Source organism: Anaerotignum neopropionicum (genome assembly GCF_001571775.1).
GTDB classification, from domain to species: domain Bacteria; phylum Bacillota; class Clostridia; order Lachnospirales; family Anaerotignaceae; genus Chakrabartyella; species Chakrabartyella neopropionicum.
On record NZ_LRVM01000019.1, the window covers coordinates 1 to 18837 of the forward strand.

The window sequence follows — 18837 nt, forward strand, 5'->3', positions numbered from 1 at the left end:
TTCCCATGTTGTATGTGCTAAACTATTATTAGTCATTTTGAATCCTCCTTTTGGTCTTTGATGTGGTTGGCAAACCTACATTTATTCTACCAAAGGAGGATTCGTGCTTACATCTAAAGAACAAACCTTTCCTACCACCGGCATAGCCGGTGGTTTTCTCAAGCTAAAGCGAACAAAAAAATAAAGTCCACCAAAAAGGTGGACTTTATTTTCTTATTTAGCGTATTCAACCGCTCTTGTTTCACGAATCAGATTTACTTTAATCTGACCGGGATATTCCAGTTCTTCTTCAATTCTCTTTGCAATATCTCTTGCAAGAAGAGTCATACCTTCGTCATTAACATCCTCTGGTATTATTACAATTCGCAATTCGCGACCCGCCTGAATTGCGAAGGATTTTTCAACGCCTTTAAAGTTGTCAGCAATCTCTTCCAACTTTTGTAATCTCTTAATATAAGATTCCAAAGTTTCACGTCTTGCGCCAGGTCTTGCCGCAGAAATGGCATCTGCCGCCTGTACCAAAACAGCCACAATACTCTGGGGCTCCACATCACCGTGATGCGCCTCAACAGCATTTATTATTAGCTGGTTTTCCTTGTAGCGTTTCAGCAACCCTACACCAATGCTAACGTGAGAACCTTCCATTTCATGATCCACGCTCTTACCGATATCATGAAGTAGTCCTGCTCTTTTTGCCAGTGTTGTGTCCACACCCAGTTCCGCAGCCATAAGTCCTGCCAAATGAGCAACCTCTATGGAATGCTTCAGAACATTTTGACCATAGCTGGTTCTGTACTTCAACTTGCCCAGTAGCCTTACAAGTTCAGGATGCAAACCATTTACACCAGTTTCAAAGGTAGCCGCTTCGCCTTCATCTCTTACGATAACCTCTACTTCTTTTCTAGCCTTTTCCACCATCTCTTCTATACGGGATGGATGAACACGCCCATCAACAATGAGCTTTTCCAAAGCAAGTCTTGCAATCTCCCTACGGATAGGATCAAAACCGGAAAGAATAACTGCCTCCGGAGTATCGTCAATAATCAAGTCAATACCCGTCAAAGTTTCCAATGCTCGAATATTTCTGCCCTCACGACCGATAATACGCCCCTTCATTTCATCATTTGGAAGTTGAACAACAGAAACCGTTGTTTCTGCCACATGATCAACCGCACATCTTTGAATTGCATTGGCAACAATTTCTCTGGAGCGTCTGTCTGCCTCCATTTTTGCCTTACTTTCAGTTTCTTTAATCATCAATGTTGCTTCGTGTTTCACATCATTTTCTACCATTGCAAGAATATAATTCTTTGCTTCTTCAGTAGTCAAACCGGAAATACGCTCCAACTCTTGAAGTTGTTTCTCATGAAGAGCTTTTGCCTCTTCTTTTTGTTTTTCCAACTCTTCCAGCTTCTTAGACATCTGCTCTTCTTTTCTTTCTTGAGCTTCCGTCTTTCTATCCAGTGTTTCTTCTTTCTGGAATAATCTTCTTTCATTTCTTTGAAGTTCATTTCTTCTGTCACGAACCTCTTTTTCCAATTCGTTTTTTGTTCTGATACTGTCTTCCTTGGCCTCCAGCAAAATTTCCTTTTTGCGTGCCTCTGCTTCTTTTGCCGCATCCGCAACGATCTTATGGGCTCTTTCTTCTGCCACACCAACTTTTGCTTCTGCGATACGTTTACGATAAAAGATACCGAGGGCCACACCTACCAGAATACCAACCACAGCACAGATTATACTTATCGGCTCTATGAAAAACACCTCCCCTTATTCAGTTTTCAAAGTTCAATTTTTGTTTTCACATTCGATTAAGCAGTGCCATAAACACTTTATTATTTTATTACTTTTTACCAGACGTGTCAAGAAACAATTCAACTCGTTAAAGCGACAGCAATAAAAAAGAACCGAAAAAAAGGTTTTTTATTGTATTTTCGGCTCATTTTAACCAAATTAACTCTATTTTTCTTTTACAATTTGAAATTGGGAAAACCTCAAATCCGCTTTTCCTTCACAAATCACCGTTCCTCCTAGGCTTTTTGTGATTTTATGCAAATATTCATTTTCATATCCGCGAAAGGCTGACAAAAGTCTTTCATCAGCCTGAACTATCACTTTTTGGTAGATTGTATTTGCCAAAATGCTCTCCACCTCACGCCGCATTTGGATCACAGTCCAATCAATAGAGGGCATTCTGCCTTGTCCATGGCATTGACGACATTTTGTGGTCATTTGCTTGGACAAGCTGGGTCGTGTTTTCTTTCTTGTCAGTTGCATTAAGCCCAGTTGCGTCATGCCAACGACAACAGTCTTTATCCTATCCTTTTCTACCGCCTTTTCCAATGCTTTAGTTACATTGTTTCGATTTTCCTCCGTAGTCATATCAATAAAATCAACAATAATAATTCCGGAAAGATTCCTCAGGCGTAACTGCTTTGCCACCTCTTGCACCGCCTCTAAATTGGTCTTTAAAATTGTCTTTTCCAAATCGCCCTTTCCTGCCGCCTTACCCGAATTTACATCAATTACAACGCAGGCTTCTGTTTCTTCTATCACCAAGAACCCTCCGCTTTTCAGCCAAACCTTTTCATCCAAGGCCCTCTGACTTTGACTTTCCACAAAAAAACTCTCGAATAATGGCAGCTTTTCTTGATACAAAAATAATGAAGGCTGCCTCTCCCCATTAAAATCTCCCGTATCCAATAATTGCGTATAAATTTCTTGATTGTTTACAACAAATTGGTCTATTTCCTCACGATAAAAATCCCGAACCGCCTTTTCAACAGGCACGCTTTGCTTAAGCAGTAACGCCGGTGCTTTTCTATATTGCCCATTTGCTACACCCTTTGCCTTCTCTAACAAAATATGGATTTCCTTTTTGAAATCCTCTTCTGTCTTTCCTGCGGCGTTCGTGCGAACAACTGCACCGTAGGCCTTTGGCAAAAAACTTTCTACGATACCCCGAATTCGTTCTCGTTCCGTCTGATCTGTTATTTTCCGGGAAACACCGATTTCACCATCCTCATTCAGCAAAACAAGAAACTTGCCGGGATAAGAAATGATTTGCGTTAAAACCGCACCCTTTGTGCCAACGGCATCCTTTTCCACCTGCACTACTAACGTATCACCAACCTTTGGTCTGGCAGGATTTTTCTCCCCATCGGATGCAGCCCGCTGATTGCCATAATACAGATATCCCTTTTTCTCGCTACCTATTTCCACAAAGCATGCCTGCAAATTTGGTATGACATTATCCACCCGCCCAGCATAGACATTCCCCACCAAGCTTTCCTCACGCATTGTTTCATAATATAATTCAACTAGCTTGCCCTCTTCAACCAGCGCAACCCTAGTGATTCCTTCTTCGATATCAAGTAAAACCCGCTTCATGCAAACACCTACTTTTCGTTATGGTTTCTATTTCCTATCATCATACCCGAAACAATAGTTTTTTGCACGTTATTCTTTTTCATTTGCTATTTTCCATACCCACTGACTATCCTTCCCCATAAACAAAGCCAACATAACTCTTTCCTGAGAAACACCGCTTTCATCTTTTTGAAAAAAGAAAACGTCTTCGTATGGATTCAAATAAAAGGCTAATTCCAAAGGCGTTTCCTTTCCCGATACATTAACCTCCCGCAAAGGCTTTTCCGTATTTTCCAGCATTCCATAATACAGATTTTTGGCAATCTGCAAAAACTCATGCTCATTGGCATAAATCAGATAAAGTCCAATAGGTAAAAACAAAAAACCTCCGGGCAGCAATATGGAAAAAATAATACCAAAAAAACATAATCCATAACCCACACCACAGCCTGCTTTTGTAAGCCAGCCTGCCGCCCGCAGTGTTCCCTTCCATTTTCCCAGAATTTCCAGCCAAACTCTGCCGCCCTCCAGGGGCAGAATAGGCAAAAGACGAACCCCTGCCAACAAAAGAGAAACCATGGCAAAGCTTTTTTGCTCCAGGGCAAACATAACAACACTCAATACTATACCAATAACGCTCCCAATGAAATGCAGTTTTATTTTTTCCTCAAAAGACAGGGCGGCTTCTTTAAAATCTGCTCTGATTCCCAAAGGGGTGAAAAGCCAGTGCCGCACACACATCCCTTTGCGCGCACAAAAAAAAGCATAGCCGCCCTCTTGTATCCCCCAGCAAAACAGCATGTCCCCAAACAAAGCTGCTTCTCTAAAATAAAATAATGTGGCAAGCAGTAATATAAATAATGGATGAATTTTAATTTGTTTTATCATATACAATCCCCCCGTGCTGCATATTCTGAGGCAACCTCCTGTGTATATTGCAGCTTAACATAGTCCATAGGGTCTATGAGTTTGCCGTCCTTCCAAAGGCTGTAATGCAAGTGCGGGCCTGTGGAAAGCCCTGTATTTCCCGATTTTGCCACAATATCCCCCTGCTTAATTTCATCCCCCTTTTTTACCAATATTTCAGAAAGATGGGCATACATAACCTTATACCCCTCCTTCGTTTCATACTCCAATACCTTTCCAAAGGTTGCAGAAATACGAATATCCGTCACAACGCCACCGTGAACCGCCGCAACCTCCGTTCCAATCACAGCCGAAATATCTATGCCGTTGTGAAATTCTAGTTTATCCAAAATAGGATTTTGCCTTATGCCATAAGACGATGTAATTACTCCGTTTACAGGATTAATCCAGCCTTCTTGCTTTTTTTCCCAATGGAGAAATGACCACGCCAGTACACTAGGGCGATTCCTCTAAATCAGGCTTGTAAACCTTCTCCGGCTGAGTAGACTCATCATCCTTAAAGGCCGGCAAGGAAATATTCCTGTCCTCCCAAAACCCCATCAACTTCTCCTTTGCCGTTGCAATCTCTTCCCCGGGGATTTGATAGGAAATCGTTTCTTTTAAACGGCGGCACACTTCCTCAGACGTATCCGTATGAAAAGCGGAAACAAGTACGAAGGCTCCCGCCAAAATAACAGTTACATATGTACGAAATATCAAAAGTCCGCGGGATGAGCTCTCCGTTATATGGCGTCCTCCCCGTCTTTCCCTCATTCTTTTCTCCATGTCCATTCTGCGCCGTTTGCGTTCCTTATCCGTCATACCGCATCCCTCCTGATTTCAAATATATGCCGTAAAATTTGAAATATGAACGAGCATAGAAAATGGAAATAAAATCAGCAAAACTTCTGCAGATGACATTTGCTATTTAATTTGTTATTTGATAAAATAAAGTCAGGAAGTGCTGATTTAATGGAGGGTGTGCAGATAGTCGAGGAAATTTCAATTGGCAAGGAAAAAAACACAGCAATAGCAACGCTATTTCGAGGCTTTTTGACACTGTCCAAGTGGAAAATTTACCGATTAGCTATGCACACGGAATTAATTAGCGTTTCCCTATATTATTTACGAAAGGGGATTGTACTATGAATTATAAATTAAACAGAACGGATATTGCGAGAAACGAGGAGGCTGTCGAAATATAAATCCTCGAAGCCTCCTTGGTGTATGCAAAAACAAAAAAGTATACAATTCTCACGGAGGTAATTAAATTGAATCAGTTAGAAAAATACGGTGTTACCCAGCGTTTTATCAATGAGGCAACCCTTTATCCGGAATATTCCTTGGCGCGGATTATTTCTCAACACAAAGGAATGTATCGCATCATAACCTCTGAGGGCGAACGGTTTGCTGAAATCTCGGGGAAATTCTCATACGAGGTGGACGCCCTTTCTCATTATCCTGCGGTAGGTGACTTTGTTATGGTTACCATCAGTAATGCCAACAGCCCTTCCATTATCCACGCCGTTTTGACCAGAAAAAGTGTTTTTCAGCGCACGGCTTTAGGGCTTAAAAACCAAACACAAATAATCGCCACAAATATCGATATTGTTTTTATTTGTATGTCTTTGAACCAAAACTATAATTTAAGTCGTTTGGAGCGATATTTGGCTATCGCTTGGGATAGTGGTGCAAAACCTGTCATTATCCTCACAAAAAGTGATTTGTGCCAAAACACGCCCGAAATTTTAGGGGAAATTGAATCAGTTGCCCTTGGTTGTGATGTAATTTTGACCTCATCTTTTGATGCACAAACCGTAAAAGAACTGTATTCCTTCTTAAAAAAGGGAATCACCGCTTCTTTTATCGGCTCCTCAGGCGTTGGAAAATCCACTCTGATTAACATATTGGCGGAAAAAGAGTTTTTAGCAACAAATGAAATTGACCAATATGATAAAGGCCGTCATACCACAACCGGCCGTGAAATGCTTCTTTTGCCAAATGGCGCAATTGTCATTGATACGCCTGGCATGCGAGAGTTGGGTGTCCCCCATGGGGATTTAGGAACAACCTTTTTGGATATTGAGGAATTGGCAAAGCATTGTAAATTTAGGGATTGCTCCCACACCAATGAACCGGGGTGTGCTGTGCAAAACGCCATATTAAGCGGCCAGATGGATGAACGCCGATTACAAAATTATAATAAATTAAAACGAGAAGCAAAATATGAAGGCCTTTCGTCACGGAAAATCGAAGAAGAAAAAGTAACGGAAATGTTCAGTGAATTTGGCGGCATAAAAAATGCCAAGCGCTATCTGAAAAACCATAAGAAACATAACAACCTGCATTGACAGTTAATATTGTGAAATAAAAATCATTATCTACAAAGAAAATTCGTTTCTGAGAACAGAAAAGACTTGCCATCTGCATATTGCAGACGACAAGTCTTTTTTTGTTGTTTTTTCACAAAAATTTCAGCTTATGAATCATAAATATATTTGTTTTATTTCTTTAATAAATTTATTCAGAGAAAGCATTTTTGCTGTTATGCCATAGCCATGGCTCTCCTTATTTTGTGCTTCAATTACATTTTAAATATGCTTTTACTATTTTTAATTGAAAATGCCAAGTTTTAAACAGAAATTTAACTTTAGCCAATTACTTAATTTTTATTTTTCTTAAACCATTTATATTTTTCCAAGAAATTATTCCCTATAATAATACAGGTAAAAAATCGTCATTTTTCATAATAAAAATACATAATTTTCACCATTCTCGCTACTTTTTGGTATATATTTGCCATAAACAATTTTAAAAATAAATAAAAATCTAAAATTTTTATTTTTTTATACAAATTACACACTAAAATTTATACAACTTTTACCACATTAAATCATGTAAAACATTTCCATCTATGCTATACTATTAGCAGGGGTTGAATTTTGCAAAAATATACCCTTGAATAAAGAAAAAATGTAAAGTGGAGGTGTTTATTGGGCGTTAATGTAAATTAACAAACCAAGGATAGCTTTAAAAGGAGGAATGCAAAACGTGAAGAGTATAACAAAAAACAAGAAAAAAGCATTGTCTATGGCCTTAGTTGCTTCTATGGCAATTGCACCGGTAAATGCGTTTGCCGCTTCCAGTGATGTTCGTGGTCATTGGGCAGAAAAAACAATTACCGATTGGCAAGATAAGGGCTTGATTAGCGGCTACCAGGATGGTACCTTTAAGCCCGACAAAGCAACAACCAGAGCGGAATTTGCTCGTATTATGAATCAAGCCTTGAGCTTAAATAACAAAGGAAGCGTTGCTTTTTCAGATGTTTCTGCCAATGATTGGTTCTATAATGATGTTGCCATTGCACTGGGCGAGGCATACACTGCCGGTTACCCTGATGGCGCCTTTAAGCCAAACGAAACAATAACCAGAGCTCAGGCGGCGGTATTTATTGCAAATGCAATCGGCGCAACAAGCGGTTCCGTTGCAGCCTTTACGGATTCTGCGAGTATCCCTTCATGGGCAAAGGATTCTGTAGGCGCAATCGTTGCAAAAGGTTATATGAGCGGTTACCCCGACGGTACTTTTAAGCCAAATGCAGTTTTAACCAGAGCAGAAGCAGTTTCTACCTTAAATAGAATTATGGGAACTGCAAATGAAGATACAACCGTAACAGAAAAAGATGTTGTTATTGATGTGGATGACACAAAGCTTGAAAATCAAACCGTTGCAGGAAATGTAATCATTTCCGAAAAAGTTGGTGATGGCGAAGTTTATTTAAACAACGTTGTAATTGAAGGTGATTTGATTATTCAAGGCGGCGGAGATGACTCTATTTACCTTAACGGCACAACAGTGAAAGGCAAAACAGTTCTCGATAAAAAAGCCGTTCGCCTTCAAGTTTCCGGCAAAACAAAGCTTGCTAAAGTAGAAATTAAAAAAGCTTGTAACTTAAACGCAAGCAGCTTTACAGGTGAAGTTGGAACAATCACCATCATGGGGGATATTTCGGATAAAACAACAATCGGCGTACCTGCGGATAAGTTGTATGTTGACGGAAAAGCAAACTTGTTGATTTCAAAAGAGATTGGCGAAGTCGTTATAGAAAAAGATGCATCCGGCACAAAATTAGAGTTGGGTAGTGATGCGAAAGTATCAACCCTTACTGCAGATGGGAAAGTAGCGTTGAGCGGTAAAGGTAAAATCTCCACATTAGAAGCAAATGTAGATGATATTACATATTCCTCAAGTCTTACGATTTCCAAAACTGTAACGGCAAGCGGTGTAGAAGCACCTACGAAGACAACTGCAAACAGCAGCGGTTCTTCTAGCAGCACAATCGATGACAGCTCTTCCAAGAAAAAGAGCATAAGCGTTTCTAATGCTGCTGAACTTAAAACTGCCATAGAAGACAATAAATATTCCACGATTAATGTAAAAGCTAATATTACTGGAGATGTTGTTGCAACTTGCGCTGGAAGCAGAAGCTTTACCATTAATTTTGGCACATATAATATTGATGGCAATTTGAGCATTACTGCACCAAGTGTAACCGCTATCGTTTTAAAGGATACAGGCGAAGCGAGTGATGGAGCAGAAATTAGTGGAGATCTTACCATTAATGCGCCAAATGCAGAGGTGACAAGCAGCGTAGCAGTTAACGGAACTATCTTTGTTGAAGCTGTAAAGTATGGAACACTGAACCAAACAGATTTAGTAACAGCAATTCAGATAAATGGTAGAGGTGCTGTTAATGTAGTACCCACTTCCCCCTTGTTTACTGCTCCTCCAATAGCAGTAAACACGAATGAACCAGTAAGAATCGCAGGCATCGTTGGTGCTGTAACTGTAGCTGATCTTAATGCTGATGTTACAATAAGAGCAACTGAAGTTGGAACAATTTGGGGCCAAAGTACAGGCCAAAGTTTGACGGTTGCAACAACAGCGCCTGTAGCATTAGCTGGTACTTTTGGCCAGGTTGCTGTAACAACTGCTGGGGCAGATGTTACGGTTGGAAGCACTGTTTCCGGAATACTCGTTTCCGGTGCGGGCTCAACAATTACTGCAAGTGTTACAATTCCTCAGATTCAAACCTCCGGCAATATAACCATCGCTGGTACCGAAACTGTTGGAGTTGTTGATGTAACGGCAAATAATGTCGCGGTTACTGTAAACGGTGAAGCAACTGTTACAGCTGTGACTGCTGTTAGTGGTATTACAGGAACAACAATTGATGGTGACACTACAGCTATAGATGGTAAGCCTGCAACAGTCACAACAAAGGCAGTTGCACCTACGAATCTCAGCGCAACTAGACCAACTACACCAGCAAATGATGATGGCACGATTACTGGTGTTACAACAGCAATGGAATACAGGCTCAAAGGAGCTACAGACTTTATAACTGTAACAGATACTACAATTGTAGACTTGTCAGCTGGAACCTATGAGGTAAGAGTTGCTGCAGATGTTGATGTTTTGGCAAGTGATATTGTGGAGGTAGTTATTCCTGCACCTTATGCTGATTCGTTAACAGTAAACACTGTAGTAGCAGGCGCAACAACTGGAACAACAGTAGTTACTATCAATGAAACCGCAACAGCAGGCAACAGCTTGGTTTACAAAGTTGGTGCATCAGAAGTTACCGGTGCTACAGTCGCAGATACTGTAGAAGATGGAACTGCATTTGTTTCCGGAACAACTGAAATCCCTGTAACAGCGAATCAGTATGTAACTGTTTATGAAATCAACAGCACAACGAAAAAAGTTGTTAGCTACATAAGCAGACAGATTACGGCTGGAGAAATTAAGGTATTAAGCATCACAAATGTAACCGTTTCAGGTAATGCTAAAGTTGGAGAAACTTTGACTTTAAGCGTTACGATGAGTGATGGAGCTTCTGCGGGAGATCGTGTTGAATATTTTGTAGTAGTGATGGATGAATTAAATTCAACACACGGAATAGATATCATTATTGACGAAACCTCAAATTCATTTGCAATACCGGCTACATATGCATTGATTGGAGGCGGAACAGCATCAATTGTTGGAAAATACATTGATTTTGGCGCTCGGTTAACAGGAAATCAAAGTGGCGGCATAGCTACTACTAGAGTAGGACCAATTGAAGCAGCAGATGTGGCAGTAGGCGTAACTTCTGCCACCATCACAGGAACAGCCAAAGTAGGTGAAACATTAACAGCAGAGGCAAACTCTGATGCAACAAGTGCAACTTACCAGTGGCAAGCATGTGATACTGTTGGTGGAACATATGAAAATATTACAGACGCAACAAACTCCACGCTCGTATTAACAGCAGCGCAAGAAGGTAAATTTATCAAAGTTGTAATCAGCGGAGTTAATTCTTCCACAGCAACAAGTGCTGCAACAGCGGCGGTTGAAGCAGAGGAAACATTAAGCATTACAAGTGTAACCGTTTCAGGAAATCCAAAAGTTGGAGAAACTTTGACTTTAAGCGTTACGATGAGTGATGGAGACCCTGCGGGAGATCGTGTTGAATATTTTGCAGCCGTACAAGAAGCATCCAACTCAACGAGTGCTCTTGGCGGCATCAATGTTAATTCAAATACACTGATAATACCAGCTGAATTTGATTTAGCATTAGGCGGGAAAGAATCAATTGTTGGAAAATTTATTGATTTTGGTGTTCGGTTAAGTGGTGTTGCAAATAGCGGCATATCTGCTGAAATTGTTGGACCAATTGTAGCAGCTGATGTGGCAAAAGAAACACCTGTAGAAAATGAAGCAGTATCTGCAACAGCGGTAGATGCTGGGCAGACATTGGCTGATTCAACATTAAGTGGTACATTTAAAAATGCAGATAATGAAGCAGTACTTGGTACATTAGATTGGGATGCTCCTACAACAGAAGTAACTACAACAGGAGACTTTGCTTGGACATTTACACCAACGGATACTACAGCATACAACGTAGTAACTGGAACAGTAAGTGTAACGGCAAACGTAGTAAAAGAAACACCTGTAGAAAATGAAGCAGTATCTGCAACAGCGGTAAATGCTGGGCAGACATTGGCTGATTCAACATTAAGTGGTACATTTAAAAACGCAGATAATGAAGCAGTACTTGGTACATTAGATTGGGATGCTCCTACAACAGAAGTAACTACAACAGGAGACTTTGCTTGGACATTTACACCAACGGATACTACAGCATACAACGTAGTAACTGGAACAGTAAGTGTAACGGCAAACGTAGTAAAAGAAACACCTGTAGAAAATGAAGCAGTATCTGCAACAGCGGTAAATGCTGGGCAGACATTGGCTGATTCAACATTAAGTGGTACATTTAAAAACGCAGATAATGAAGCAGTACTTGGTACATTAGATTGGGATGCTCCTACAACAGAAGTAACTACAACAGGAGACTTTGCTTGGACATTTACACCAACGGATACTACAGCATACAACGTAGTAACTGGAACAGTAAGTGTAACGGCAAATTAATTGTAATGAAAAATTAGTTTAATGGTGGAAGTGCAATAGTGCGACACAATACTACCACATTACCAAACACCACCCGTTACTCTACCATCTCCACCCTAGAGTAACCCACTCGAAAAGTCCCTCGTACCTACGGTACGGGGGCTTTTCCCTTTTTCAACGCCTCCCCTTATTTTATTCAGCTAAACTCTTTTCCCCATCAAAAAAAGGCAGAACCAATCAAAATCGGCTCTGCCCTATTTTTTCATATCTTCTGCTTTATTTCAAAACCCGAATGGTATCACGGGTAATTTCTTCTATACGATGTACGCCGCACATTGTCATGGTATCTTCCAATTCCGCCGCCAGCTTACCTATAAGGAGCTTTACCCCCTCTTCTCCGCCGCCAAACACCGCCGTTACAAAGGGTCTTGCAATAATTACTGCATCTGCGCCAAGGGCAAGAGCCTTAAACACCTGCACGCCCGTACGGATTCCGCCGTCCACCAGAATTTTCACACCGCTCCCCTTTAATGCATCCGCAATCTCCGCCAATACCTCCGCCGTTGCTGCACATTGATCAAGAACACGCCCGCCATGGTTGGATACAACAATCGCAGCTGCGCCTGCCTCCTTCGCCTTCAAAGCTCCTTTTACCGTTAAAACGCCCTTTACAATAAAAGGTGCAGGACATTTTTCCACAATCTGCTTTAATTCTTCCACAGTTTTACTGCCTGCGGGAGGAACGCAATTCTTCAAAAACGGCAAGCCTGCACCGTCAATATCCATAGCAACAGCAAATGCCGACGCATCCTTCGCCAAATCCAATTTTTCAAACACCCGATCATTGCTCCATGGCTTTATTGTGGGAACCCCAATGCCGTCGGCTGCTTTAATCGCAGCTGTCGCTTGAACCATCACATCGTCATTGATCCCATCCCCGGTAAATGCAGCAATCCCCGCTTCTGAACAGGCTTTGACTAAAACCTGATTATAGCTTGCATCGTTATAGGCTTCTCCGTAATGAAGGTTTACCGCACCCACAGGCCCTGCAAAAACAGGAATACGGAAGTTTTTATTAAAAATGCTTATGGAAGTATCTATCTTTTCATTGCTGCTAATGGTATCCATATTTAATTTGAATTTCTGCCACGCTTCATAATTTCGTATGGCATTATCCCCAATTCCTTTGGCTCCCGGGCCCGGAATTTGATTTTTACAGGCTACTCCGTTACATACCACACAGCTTTTACAGTATTTTCCGATGCTTTTTCTTGCATTTACAATTACTTCATCATAATTCATTTTTTTCATCCTTTCTCATTTACCGCTAACAATTCAAATTCATTCGTAATAACTTAATTATAGTTTTTTATGTAGGAATGTCAACCTTTCCCACCATAGAACCTGGAATGTGCTTTCCTTATCGATAAAATCCATAAAATATAACAGCATTATCAAAATTAGGAAAACGTAGATTTAATGGAAGGTATACAAATGGTCAAGGAAAAAAATACAGTAATAGCAGCGCTATTGCCAGGCTTTTTCATGCCGTCCAAGGGGAGAATTTACCGATCAGATGTACAATGGAATGAATCAGCGTTTCCTTAGCTCTGCCATAAAATTATTTTATATTATATAGTTTTTACATCCCTCCACGCTTTCGTACATTTGAACTTATCCAAAATTTATTACACTTGCCCCTTTCCGCTTTGCTTCTCTCCCTTATTTGTTTCGAATAAGGTTTCATATTCTTTTTCCCTTCTCTTGTGCATAAACTGATAAAAAATTTAAAGGAGCGTTTGTATGCAAAACCCCAATGTAAAATACATAAAAATGCCTAGCGGATATTTTTGTTTTTTTTACCGTGAAAATTACGCCCTATTTCTGCGAACACAGACAAGCACAGGATGGTCTGTCCCTATCATTCTGGCTGAACGCACTGCTTCGGCATTCTCAATTTGTCAATTTGGAGAGCTTTGCTATGTTCTTTATTCCACTATGGATGGAAAATTATTTATAGCCTCCTCCAAAGACTTTATAAACTGGGAGCACAGGCCTTTGATGAGCGGAGCGCCAAACTCAATGAAAACTAAGTTTTTTATGATTCCAAATGAGGATGCCTTCCATATTATCTATCATTTGCCATCAGAAACACCGGGGATAGAAACCTTGGTTTATTCTGCCTTTCGTAATGGGCAGTGGGAACCGCCCTATCAAATTGATCGATTTGTCCCCTTTGATAAAACTAGTTTTCTTGCTCGCCGAATCAGTAAGGAGCACATTATTTTGTATTATAGAACCGCCAAAAGCACTTGGTGCGCAAGGGAAATACTCCTATCTCCTTTTACCATAGGCAGCCTTGCCCCTATGATTCAAACATCTGCTAATTTTGTGGATCTCTCCATTGTGAATGATGCGGAACGTATTCATATTATATATATTGTACGGGGCATGTTCCGCTCTCAAGTTGTTTACCAGTATAAAAAGACTTCCGCCATCAGTACGCCTCGCATTCTATGGGAAGATAACAATTGCGATAATTGCCTGGTATTTATGGAAAATGAAAGGCTTGTTTTGATGTGGACTGTTAACGGTCGCCCCTTACGCTGTATATCTGAAAATAACGGCACAACTTTTGGCCCTGTAGAACGCTATACCGGTAATTTCCCCGCTCTATGCACAAAAGGCGAATTGCTAGGAGCAGAAGGGGTTGCGCTAAATGCTATGGAAACCTATGGGGATTTATCCAAAAATCTTGCCCCTTTTCTTACGACGAACAAAATTAAGGCTTTACCTCAATCAAAAGCACTCTCTTTTGAAAGCGAAATACGTTCTCAGACGCCTAATTTGGAAAAATATCCCAGCCCACAAGCCCCTTATTTTGAGCAAGCGGCTCAATCGCCGCCACCTTTTTATGAGAAAGAAAATCAGCAGCAGGCTTCTTATTTTGAAAAAGAAAATCAAGGGCAAATGTCTTATTTTGAAAATGATAATTGGGCACAAACTACATTCTTCCAGCAACAACAGCAACCGTTGCAGTCCCATCCTTTTTCACAAGAAACAAAAACGCAAAGCAATCAAATGACGGATGCTATGCCTCAACAAAATGCTCAGCAAAAACAAATCGATGAATTATCATCCCTCCTGTCACAGCGAAGTGATGAAATCGCATCCAATAATGCTCGTTGGAAAGCGCAGGTAACTCAGCTGGAAGCAGAGCTTTCGGCTTTGCGCCAGGAAAATGAGAAGCTGAAAAAAACCATAAGTGTTCATCAAGTACAAGTGCAGCATTCTCAAATTCAATTGCAAAAACAAGAAAATAAAATTATTCAAGCCGCAGAAAATATTCCTTCTCAGCCCCAAGAAGTACACACCAACATAACAACAGAAGTTGATCACCAAACAGAGGAAGCAACGCCAAGCACAGAATAACAAAAACGGCATGACAGTGAAACTGTTCATGCCTTTTTTCTATCCACAAATGATCTGCTCTAACATTGCTGAAATTTCGCCGATCAAATCGTTGCAATTCTCTTTGTTGGCGGAAAGCCTGCAACAATCAATACAATTCCATCGTTCCTGTACCCGATAAAACAAAATCAAGCTTTTTTGCTTTGCCTCATCTGTTGGAAATAATATTCCTAAAACCATAACTGCAGCAACTAATGCGCTGCACATTCCGCCAACACCAAAGCCTGCACTGATTGCATTACAGCTATCTATCAACTCTTGAGAAAGAGGAAAACCATATTGTTCAGCTGCAGCACGCAAAATAGCTCGGGAGCAGTTTTCGCCTTCACAGCAAAGAGCCATCGCCCGTTCCTTCATAGAATCATCCCCTTTGTCTTATAATATGAACAAATAGGACAATGGTTCAAGGTGATTGCTTTGATTTCCAGAAAAAATCACCCCAACGAACTTTGGACCACGAATTATTGAACCGTTAATCATAATCAAATACACTTATCTTTGATTTCTTTGCAAAGGGCATAAAAATAACAGCAATCTCCGTAAAGATTGCTGTTACAAGGATGATTATTTAGTATTCTCATACTTCATAGCCTTCTGAAGTCAAACGCACCGCAAGGGGTAAATACTTTCCGCCTTCCCATCTGGGATTCTGGCTTTTTATCCATGCATAACAACTCAAAACGCATACAGCACCAAAAATGAAGGATACTAAGCTTTGAGGCAAAGGAATAAAAGGACTTACCACAAAATAACCAACAAACAAACCAATAAAAAATGCGATCAATGGCATTCCATAGCTAATTAATACTGCATACAAAAATGCATTATCCTGCAGCTCCAATTCAACCCAATCCCCCACCTCTGCGTCACAAAGGTTTCTTGCATCGATATCCATATCATTCTCCATCATGCCAGATAAGCAAGCTCTGCAATGACCGCAAGCTTCCTTACGGACAATATGAACTTTAAGCATATTTCCGTCTTCTTTCGTTACCAGACCTTTCATTTTCATTACCGCCTTTCTATTCTGACCCTCAAAATGGGCGTTTTCCATTCGTTACTAATCATATTATACATAATGTCAAGTTTTTTTTCAATACGCAACACTTAATTTGACTTGAATGGCTTTATTTTAAAAAATTTCAATATTATTCCGTTGTTGCATATTTTTTGGGGTTTGGCTGACTTTTCAATTTACCCTTAACCCTTGAAGCATTCCTTGTTTACACTTTTTGTAAGATTCTTTAAACCCTTAATAGTGCTTTTGACAGTTTTTCAATCCCTATTTGCAATTTTTCTATTGTCGGCGGAGCAGATACGCAAATTCGAATGGCTTTAGGAGAAATTACATTTCCTACGGAAAATTTTTCGGCACAAAAAACTTGCAGCCCCATGCTCTTTGCATACTCTTCAAATTCCATTCCATTTTTCCACTGGGGCGGCAGCATGAGCCATCGAAAGCTACAGGTATCCTCTCCATACAACTCATAATCACCCAGTAGCTGATTGACCAGGCTGTTGCGTTTTCTTAACTCAATTTGCTTTTCCTCAATTATTTTATCCAGAATTCCTGCATTAAAAATTCGATTTACTATCTCCGCATTGAGGGGAGATACCATCAAATTCATATTATACAATGCCGTATTCAGCGCCGCCTTAAATGAAAATGGTGTGGAAATATAAGCCATACGCAGCCCCGGGCATAAAAATTTCGAAACGCTGAAAATATGGATTGTCTGTTCCAGTGCATAGGCAAAAAGGGGACGCTGCGCCGTGTTCCGCAGCATCCGGTTGATGGCATCCTCAAGGATAATTAAATCCAATTTCTTTGCAATCTTCCCAATACACGCCCTTTCTTCATCTGTAAGGGAATGGGTTGTTGGATTATGGTACTCAGGCACAAAGTAAAGGCCCTTTAGGTTTTCTGCTTCACAAAATCGTTCCAAAATATTACAGTTGAGTACCCCGTTCTTCTCTGGTAACGGAATCAGCTGTACACCAAGCATCTTTGCAATGGATTTCAAACCGGAAAAACTATGTGAATTTGTGCCGATTCTATCCCCAGCACAAAACATTCCCAGTAAAATTGCGCATATGGCATTTTGACTTCCCGCTGCCAACAGAATATTCTCTTCCCCTACATTCACATCTATTTTTCTTAACCACGCTGCTACGGTTTTGCGCTGCATATTCGTTCCGGCCGGGGATTTGTATTCGAGAAAATGCCTAATATCCGGCTGAAGAAATATTTTTTTCATAAATTTTATTATCTCTTCGTTGTCTTGATAAGGTGGATGCACCGTACCCAACTCAATGAGGTCTGCACATTCTTTGGAATACAGCAAAATATCGCTTGTATGGACGTCAGAGGCAACAAAGGTTCCTTGTCCGACTTTAGCACAAAGCAATCCCCGCTCCTCACACAGCTTATAAGTACGCGTAATTGTGCTTAAATGCAAATCCAAATAATCTGCCAGCTCTCGCTGCGGCGGTAACTTATCCCCAGGCTTAAGCGTGCCATTTTTGATGTCCTCTTCCAATTTCTTTGCCAAACGGGTATAAATGGGCGATGATCTATCGCATAATTCAGGTTTCCATGACATGTGATAGTTTTCAAAAGAATTGATAGGCATCTTCAGCACTCCCCTTTGCAACATTGTATTCCGTACAATTATAACATTGTATTGTGCTTGGTGCAATGCTATACTCAAGCCATAAAACAAAAGCGAGGTGATTCTATGAAAACGATTGGTCTTATTGGCGGAATGAGCTGGGAAAGCACAGTAACCTACTATCAAGTACTCAATGAAACCATCAAAAATCATTTAGGTGGTCTTCATTCAGCTAAATGCATCTTGTACAGCGTTGACTTTCAAGAGATTGAGAAATATCAGGCAAGCGGCCATTGGGAGAAAAGCGGCAAAGTTTTGTCAGAGGCTGCCCTATCCCTGGAAAAAGCCGGCGCCGATTTTATCATCCTCTGCACAAATACCATGCACAAGATTGCACCTATGATTGAAGAAAAAATAAGTATTCCCCTTCTGCATATTGCAGAGGCAACGGGGGATGAATTGTTGCTAAATCATATCACAAAAGTTGGCTTGTTGGGAACAAAGTATACCATGACGCAGGATTTCTATAAAGATAAGTTTCTGAAAAAGGGAATTGAGGTTCTTATTCCTACCGTAGAAGATATGGAAATTATAAATTCAATTATCTTTCAAGAGCTTTGTAGAGGTCAAATCAAAGAAAACTCAAAAAAGGAATACTTAAGAATCATTCATTCCCTTTACACCAATGGAGCCCAGGGCATTGTGCTGGGGTGTACGGAAATTGGACTTTTGGTGCATCCAAAGGATACCTCCGTCCCGCTGTTTGACACAACTTTGATCCACGCAAAAAAAGCTGCTCAAGCTTCTCTAACATAATAAGAAGGCTACGCAAAAAAACAAATCATCACCACCAGCTCAGCTGGTGGTTTGCTCTGCCCCTAGAAGGGGCTTTTACCAACTTGCATCTAAAGATGCATTGAACGGTTTGCCAACCGTTTCTTATTCTCTGGCTACTGCTAAAGCAGTTTACTTCTTGCCTGTGCTCACTTGCTCACCCGTAAACGGGTCAATGTATTCT

The 18837-nt window shown here is 40.6% G+C and carries 13 protein-coding genes; 4 read left to right on the plus strand and 9 right to left on the minus strand.

The genetic code is table 11. From position 1 onward, the window contains the following. Nucleotides 1-213: 213 nt before the first annotated feature. The 5 genes from rny to CLNEO_RS14990 form a co-directional block, all read right to left on the minus strand. The gene (gene rny, locus CLNEO_RS14970) at nucleotides 214-1761 is read right to left on the minus strand and encodes a ribonuclease Y (RefSeq protein ID WP_066091039.1); all 1548 of its coding nucleotides are present in this window, start codon (nucleotides 1759-1761) and stop codon (nucleotides 214-216) included. A 195-nt stretch (nucleotides 1762-1956) separates the two neighbouring features. Further along, nucleotides 1957-3387, minus strand: a complete 1431-nt coding sequence (locus tag CLNEO_RS14975; protein ID WP_066091042.1) for an Rne/Rng family ribonuclease — start codon at nucleotides 3385-3387, stop codon at nucleotides 1957-1959. Between the two features lie 69 nt (nucleotides 3388-3456). Further along, nucleotides 3457-4254: a zinc metalloprotease gene (locus CLNEO_RS14980; protein ID WP_066091046.1), complete on the minus strand. Its 798-nt coding sequence runs from the start codon at nucleotides 4252-4254 to the stop codon at nucleotides 3457-3459. Next, nucleotides 4251-4622, minus strand: a complete 372-nt coding sequence (locus CLNEO_RS14985; protein WP_066091049.1) for a M23 family metallopeptidase — start codon at nucleotides 4620-4622, stop codon at nucleotides 4251-4253. The genes CLNEO_RS14980 and CLNEO_RS14985 overlap by 4 nt, the downstream gene beginning before the upstream one ends. A 106-nt stretch (nucleotides 4623-4728) precedes the next feature. Then, the gene (locus CLNEO_RS14990; RefSeq protein ID WP_066091052.1) at nucleotides 4729-5094 is read right to left on the minus strand and encodes a hypothetical protein; all 366 of its coding nucleotides are present in this window, start codon (nucleotides 5092-5094) and stop codon (nucleotides 4729-4731) included. Nucleotides 5095-5543: 449 nt separating this feature from the next. Between CLNEO_RS14990 and rsgA the strand changes: the two genes are divergently transcribed. Beyond that, a complete protein-coding gene (gene rsgA, locus CLNEO_RS14995) occupies nucleotides 5544-6623 on the plus strand; it encodes a ribosome small subunit-dependent GTPase A (RefSeq protein ID WP_066091074.1) in 1080 nt (359 codons plus the stop codon). A gap of 700 nt (nucleotides 6624-7323) precedes the next feature. Continuing rightward, nucleotides 7324-11757 (plus strand): S-layer homology domain-containing protein, encoded by a 4434-nt coding sequence (locus tag CLNEO_RS15000; RefSeq protein ID WP_066091055.1) that lies wholly within the window; start codon nucleotides 7324-7326, stop codon nucleotides 11755-11757. Between the two features lie 255 nt (nucleotides 11758-12012). Here the strand turns inward: CLNEO_RS15000 and CLNEO_RS15005 are convergent, their stop codons facing one another. Further along, nucleotides 12013-13038, minus strand: coding sequence for an alpha-hydroxy-acid oxidizing protein (locus tag CLNEO_RS15005; RefSeq protein WP_066091058.1), 1026 nt, complete (start codon nucleotides 13036-13038; stop codon nucleotides 12013-12015). Nucleotides 13039-13539: 501 nt separating this feature from the next. On the opposite strand from CLNEO_RS15005, the gene CLNEO_RS15010 reads away from it, so the two are divergent. Continuing rightward, nucleotides 13540-15168, plus strand: a complete 1629-nt coding sequence (locus CLNEO_RS15010) for a hypothetical protein (RefSeq protein ID WP_066091061.1) — start codon at nucleotides 13540-13542, stop codon at nucleotides 15166-15168. Nucleotides 15169-15207: 39 nt separating this feature from the next. On the opposite strand, the gene CLNEO_RS15015 is transcribed toward CLNEO_RS15010, so the two are convergent. The 3 genes from CLNEO_RS15015 to CLNEO_RS15025 form a co-directional block, all read right to left on the minus strand. Beyond that, nucleotides 15208-15564 (minus strand): C-GCAxxG-C-C family (seleno)protein, encoded by a 357-nt coding sequence (locus CLNEO_RS15015; RefSeq protein ID WP_066091064.1) that lies wholly within the window; start codon nucleotides 15562-15564, stop codon nucleotides 15208-15210. 220 nt (nucleotides 15565-15784) lie between these two features. Then, complete coding sequence (locus CLNEO_RS15020) at nucleotides 15785-16213, minus strand: SoxR reducing system RseC family protein (protein WP_066091067.1); 429 nt, start codon at nucleotides 16211-16213, stop codon at nucleotides 15785-15787. A gap of 238 nt (nucleotides 16214-16451) precedes the next feature. Then, nucleotides 16452-17840 (minus strand): aminotransferase-like domain-containing protein, encoded by a 1389-nt coding sequence (locus tag CLNEO_RS15025; protein WP_066091069.1) that lies wholly within the window; start codon nucleotides 17838-17840, stop codon nucleotides 16452-16454. Nucleotides 17841-17945: 105 nt separating this feature from the next. Here CLNEO_RS15025 and CLNEO_RS15030 point away from each other — a divergent pair, with 105 nt between their 5' ends. Then, entirely contained in the window at nucleotides 17946-18635 is a 690-nt protein-coding gene (locus tag CLNEO_RS15030; protein ID WP_066091072.1) for an aspartate/glutamate racemase family protein, read from the plus strand. Nucleotides 18636-18837 lie beyond the last annotated feature (202 nt).

What these genes read in the sequence shown, in the direction of transcription:
- CLNEO_RS14980 (WP_066091046.1), bottom strand. Translation starts at nt 4,254, where the DNA reads ATGATAAAACAAATTAAAATTCATCCATTATTTATATTACTGCTTGCC.
- CLNEO_RS15030 (WP_066091072.1), top strand. Translation starts at nt 17,946, where the DNA reads ATGAAAACGATTGGTCTTATTGGCGGAATGAGCTGGGAAAGCACAGTA.
- CLNEO_RS14975 (WP_066091042.1), bottom strand. Translation starts at nt 3,387, where the DNA reads ATGAAGCGGGTTTTACTTGATATCGAAGAAGGAATCACTAGGGTTGCG.
- CLNEO_RS14990 (WP_066091052.1), bottom strand. Translation starts at nt 5,094, where the DNA reads ATGACGGATAAGGAACGCAAACGGCGCAGAATGGACATGGAGAAAAGA.
- CLNEO_RS15005 (WP_066091058.1), bottom strand. Translation starts at nt 13,038, where the DNA reads ATGAATTATGATGAAGTAATTGTAAATGCAAGAAAAAGCATCGGAAAA.
- CLNEO_RS15015 (WP_066091064.1), bottom strand. Translation starts at nt 15,564, where the DNA reads ATGAAGGAACGGGCGATGGCTCTTTGCTGTGAAGGCGAAAACTGCTCC.
- CLNEO_RS15020 (WP_066091067.1), bottom strand. Translation starts at nt 16,213, where the DNA reads ATGAAAGGTCTGGTAACGAAAGAAGACGGAAATATGCTTAAAGTTCAT.
- CLNEO_RS15010 (WP_066091061.1), top strand. Translation starts at nt 13,540, where the DNA reads ATGCAAAACCCCAATGTAAAATACATAAAAATGCCTAGCGGATATTTT.
- CLNEO_RS15025 (WP_066091069.1), bottom strand. Translation starts at nt 17,840, where the DNA reads ATGCCTATCAATTCTTTTGAAAACTATCACATGTCATGGAAACCTGAA.